This is a genomic window from Curtobacterium sp. B18, from assembly GCF_000333375.1.
Classification (GTDB): domain Bacteria; phylum Actinomycetota; class Actinomycetes; order Actinomycetales; family Microbacteriaceae; genus Curtobacterium.
Genome location: NZ_BACZ01000705.1, coordinates 1 through 4,357, shown reverse-complemented (window position 1 = coordinate 4,357; position 4,357 = coordinate 1). Strand labels below are relative to the sequence as shown.

The 4,357-nt window shown below is 72.7% G+C and carries 5 protein-coding genes and 2 pseudogenes; 4 read left to right on the top strand and 3 right to left on the bottom strand.

Annotation, left to right across the window (positions count from 1 at the left end; all coding sequences use genetic code 11):
* Positions 1–226 (bottom strand): hypothetical protein (locus I5E_RS26785; RefSeq protein WP_187290552.1); only part of this gene is annotated, 226 nt, incomplete at its 3' end.
* Positions 227–306: 80 nt separating this feature from the next.
* Between I5E_RS26785 and I5E_RS18935 the strand changes: the two genes are divergently transcribed.
* Positions 307–939 carry an FMN-dependent NADH-azoreductase gene (locus I5E_RS18935; RefSeq protein WP_022908372.1) on the top strand — a complete coding sequence of 211 codons (633 nt, stop codon included), beginning with the start codon at positions 307–309 and terminating at the stop codon, positions 937–939.
* Between the two features lie 132 nt (positions 940–1,071).
* On the opposite strand, the gene I5E_RS18930 is transcribed toward I5E_RS18935, so the two are convergent.
* Positions 1,072–2,115, bottom strand: coding sequence for an MBL fold metallo-hydrolase (locus I5E_RS18930; protein WP_022908371.1), 1,044 nt, complete (start codon positions 2,113–2,115; stop codon positions 1,072–1,074).
* A 121-nt stretch (positions 2,116–2,236) separates the two neighbouring features.
* Here I5E_RS18930 and I5E_RS18925 point away from each other — a divergent pair, with 121 nt between their 5' ends.
* Together I5E_RS18925 and I5E_RS25790 are read left to right on the top strand one after the other, a co-directional pair.
* A complete protein-coding gene (locus I5E_RS18925; RefSeq protein WP_022908370.1) occupies positions 2,237–3,286 on the top strand; it encodes an ATP-dependent DNA ligase in 1,050 nt (349 codons plus the stop codon).
* 82 nt (positions 3,287–3,368) lie between these two features.
* A complete protein-coding gene (locus I5E_RS25790) occupies positions 3,369–3,512 on the top strand; it encodes a hypothetical protein (RefSeq protein WP_022908369.1) in 144 nt (47 codons plus the stop codon).
* A gap of 30 nt (positions 3,513–3,542) precedes the next feature.
* On the opposite strand, the pseudogene ligD reads toward I5E_RS25790, so the two are convergent.
* Positions 3,543–4,040: pseudogene (gene ligD, locus I5E_RS18915) on the bottom strand (non-homologous end-joining DNA ligase LigD); the annotation flags it as partial.
* A gap of 76 nt (positions 4,041–4,116) precedes the next feature.
* Between ligD and I5E_RS18910 the strand changes: the two are divergent.
* A pseudogene (locus I5E_RS18910) lies at positions 4,117–4,357 on the top strand (sugar ABC transporter permease); the annotation flags it as partial.

The window sequence follows — 4,357 nt, the reverse complement described above, 5'->3', positions numbered from 1 at the left end:
CCCGGTCAACAAGCGGGACATCGGCATGGTGTTCCATCAGTACTCGCTGTTCCCGCACATGACGGTCCGGCAGAACGTGGCGTTCGGCCTCGAGATGCGCCGTGTGCCGGCCGCCGCCCGCCGCGAGCAGGTCATCGACGCGCTCGACATGGTGCACCTCGCCGAGTTCGCCGACACCGGACGCCTCCCGTCGGTCGCGTACCCGCGTGACCGACGGGACGCCCACCTCGGCCCCGCCTCGCCCCGCACCGGCGCGGCGGGGCCGTTCCCGTCATCCGGCGCGCATCGCTCGGTAGCGTGGGGACCATGCCCACCCTCCTGCACATCGACTCCTCGGCCGACCTCGCGCACTCCCGCTCCCGCGCCCTCACCGCGGCCTTCGCGGACGCCTGGCGCGCACGCGGTCCGGAGTACACCGTCGTCCGACGCGACCTGCACGTCGACCAGCTCCCCCACCTCGAGACCTCGGCGCTGCACTGGGCGGCCGCCGACCGCACCGACGACGAGGTGGTCGCGCCCGCGGACGACGCTCGCCGACAGGAGGTCATCGACGAACTCCTCGGCGCCGACGTCGTCGTGATCGGTGCGCCGCTGTACAACTACACGGTGCCGTCGACCCTCAAGGCCTGGATCGACCGCGTCCACGTGCCCGGCGTCCTCGCGGGCGACGTGCAGCCGCTCGCCGGTCGGCCCGTCGTGACCGTCGTCAGCCGTGGCGCCACCTACGACGCCGGCACCCCGACCGAGGGCTGGGACCACGGCTCGCCGGTCCTGCAGCTCATCCTCGGGACGGCGCTCGGCATGAAGCCGTACCCGATCACCGTGAGCGCGACCCTCGCGGACCGGCTGCCCGACCTGGCGCCGCTCGCCGACCACGCCGCCGCGGAGTTCGCCGACGCGAAGACGACACTGGAGCGACTCGCCGCGACGCTCGGCTGAGCCCGGCAGCGGTCAGGCCGCGCGGCCCGCACGACCGAAGTGCATCCGCGCCGTGGGAATCCACGGCGCGGATGCACTTGCGTTGTGCGAGGGCGGTGGGAACCACGGACCCGCGGACCGCGCCCGGCCGCGTCAGGCGGGCCGGACCTCGTCGGCGCGGCCGAGCAGTTCCGCGTGGAAGGCCGTCTGGGTCAGGGCGCTGGCGAGCAGGAACCCCGTCATCGACTCGATCCCGCCGCTGAACGGCACTCGGGACGCCACCTCGTACAGCGTCGGCGAGGACAGGGCGTCGAGTGCCGCGGCGACGTGCCGCGACCGCTCCTCGCGGTGCCGCGCCAGGGTGCGGGCACGCGTGACGACGTCGCGGAAGCGGTACTCGTGGCCCGGGCACACCTCGAGGTCGGCGTACCCGTCGAGCCGTCCGAGCGACGCCAGGTAGTCGCCGAGCGGGTTCGCGCCGGTCCGGCCACCCAGACCGATCCCGGAGTTGATGCGCGGCAGGACGTGGTCGCCGGTGAAGAGCAGCCCGTCGGCCTCGTCCACGAAGCAGCAGTGGCCCGCGGTGTGCCCCGGGGTCCAGAGGGTCCGGATCGTCCGCCCGGCGACCGGCAGCACGTCGCCGTCGTCGAGGAGCAGGTCGGCGAACGGCTCGGCGGTCCGCCCGAGTCCGATCCGCCGGCCGCTCCCCCAGGCCTCGACCACGCCGGCGCGCAGGTGCTCCGGCAGCCCCCAGGTCGCGATGTCGGCGTCGTTCGCCGCGGCGTCCTCGCGTTCACGGCGGAGCGCGTCGACCTCGAGCCGGTGCATCGCGACCCGGGCACCGGTGGCGCGGCGGATCGCGGCGGCCGCACCGAGGTGGTCCGCGTGCAGGTGCGTCACGACGACGAGCCCGACCTCGTCGAGGGACCGGCCGATCCCGCTGAGGCCGTCGCGGAGGGCGTCGAGGTCGTCGTCGGCCGTCCACCCCGGGTCGATCAGGGTCAGCGCGCCGTCGGAGCCCTCGACGACGTAGACGAGGGTCGCGTCGGGCACACCGAAGCGGAACGGCACCGCGAGCGTCCAGATGCCCGGCCGGACCGCCTCGACGGGCGGCAGGACGCCGGCCTGCAACGCGGCGGCCTGCACGGGGCTGATCGGTTCCGGTGCCGGCGCTGCCGGCGGGGGCACGGTCGTCACGTGACCACCCTAGCGAGCGGGCCGGCGCGGACGGGCCGAGCCGCGCCTCCAGGCCCCGTGGTCACGGGACACCGGACCGACCCCTGCCGGACGGACGCGACCACCCGAGTAGACAGGGCGCATGGAGATCGCACCGATGCTCGCCAAGGCCGTCGCCACCGTGCCCGACCCCGACAGCGTCCGTGGTGGCCTGCGCTACGAGCCGAAGTGGGACGGCTTCCGCGGCATCGTGACGATCGACGGCGACGACGTCGAGATCGGCAGCCGTGGTGCGAAGCCGCTCACCCGCTACTTCCCGGAGCTCGTCGCGGCGTTCCGGGCGCAGTTCGGCGGACGCGCGCACCCGGTGGTGCTCGACGGCGAGGTGATCCTGCGCTCCGGGGAGGCCGGGGCGGAGCGACTCGACTGGGAGGCGCTGTCGCAGCGGATCCACCCCGCGGCCTCCCGCATCGCGACGCTCAGCGCCGAGACCCCCGCGCAGTTCGTCGCGTTCGACCTGCTCGCGGTCGACGGCGAGGAGCTGCTGGACCTGCCGTTCGACGAGCGTCGCTCGCGGCTGGACGCGCTCGCGACGGGCATGTCCGACCCGCTCTACGTCACGCGCACCACCCTCGACGTCGACCTCGCCCGCGACTGGCTCACCACGTTCGAGGGCGCCGGGCTCGACGGTGTCGTCGCGAAGCCCCGCGCGAAGCCCTACGAGCCGAACAAGCGCACGATGCTCAAGGTGAAGCACCACCGGACCGCGGACGTCGTGGCGATCGGCTACCGGGTCCACAAGAGCGGCACCGGCGTCGGCTCCCTGCTCGTCGGTCTGTACGGCGATGACGGCGAGCTCCACCAGGTGGGCGGCGTCTCCGCCTTCTCGGACAAGCGCCGGGCCGAGTTGGTCGACGAGCTCGACCCGGTGGTCCTCCGGGACGACGACGGGAGGCTCGTCACCGGTGACGGGGAACGGTCGCGGTTCTCGTCGGGTCGGGACACGTCGTTCGTCCGGCTGGTGCCGTCGCTGGTCCTCGAGGTCCGGTACGACCAGATGGAGGGCGACCGGTTCCGGCACACGGTCCAGTTCGAACGGTGGCGTCCGGACCGCGAGGCCGCGTCGTGCGGCTTCGACCAGCTCGAGGTCCCGGCCGCCTACGACCTCGACGCCGTCCTCATGTCCGATTGACGCTCACACATTGATGTAGTTAGGCTAACTAGGTAACTTGATCCATGCGGACGCATCCGCATCGAGCAGACGGGAGCGGGACATGATCATCGACGGCATCAGCGACGTCCACCGCGGGACGTGGTCCCGTCTGACGCGTCTGCACACGGCGAGCGTCTCGCTCCCCACGCACACCACCCGGGTCGCCAAGCCCGAGGGTCGCGCCGAGGACTGCGCCACGGTGTGACGCGTTCGTCAGGAGCTCCTGGCGCGTCCGTCAGGCCTTCTTGGCGCGTGACGGTTGCACGCGGGACGGCTCCCCCGGCATCTTCGGGAAGTCCGGCGGGAACGGCAGCTCACCCTCGCCGTTCGCCAGGTCGCGCTCCCACCACGCCAGGAGCGGTGCGATGCTCGCGGGGTCGTCGTGCATGCCCTCCCACGGGTCGCCGGTGGTCTGCAGGCGATCCGGGACCGACCGGACCGTGAACGTGGTCGGGTCCGCGTCGTCGAGCTCGTCCCACGTGATCGGGGTCGACACCGCGGCGTGCGCCAGTGCCCGCGGGCTGTAGGCGCCCGCCATCGTCCGGTCGCGGTTCGCCTGGTTGAAGTCGACGAACACCCGCTCGCCGCGCTCCTCCTTCCACCACGCTGTCGTCACCCGGTCGGGCATCCGGCGCTCGAGCTCGCGCGCCGCGGCGATCACCGCGTGCCGGACGTCGAGGAACTCGTGCTCGGGGTGGATCGGCGCGAAGACGTGCAACCCGCGGTTCCCCGTTGCCATGCTATCGTCGCGGCGTTCGATGTTGACGTCAACATCGACGGACCGGAACACCGCACGACAAGGGAGTCACATGAGCACGCTGGAAGCGCGCGCAGCCGGAGCCACCGCGCCGGCCGTGCCACCGCGGCGCCGCGCCAGGCCGCGCGGCCGCTACACGGGATGGCTCTTCGTCGGCCCCTTCGTCCTCGTGCTCGTCGCGATGCTCATCGTGCCGATCGGGTACGCGCTGTGGCTCAGTCTGTTCCGCGACCAGCTCATCGGCGGCAACCAGTTCGTCTGGTTCGCCAACTACGTGCAGCTCTTCCAGGACG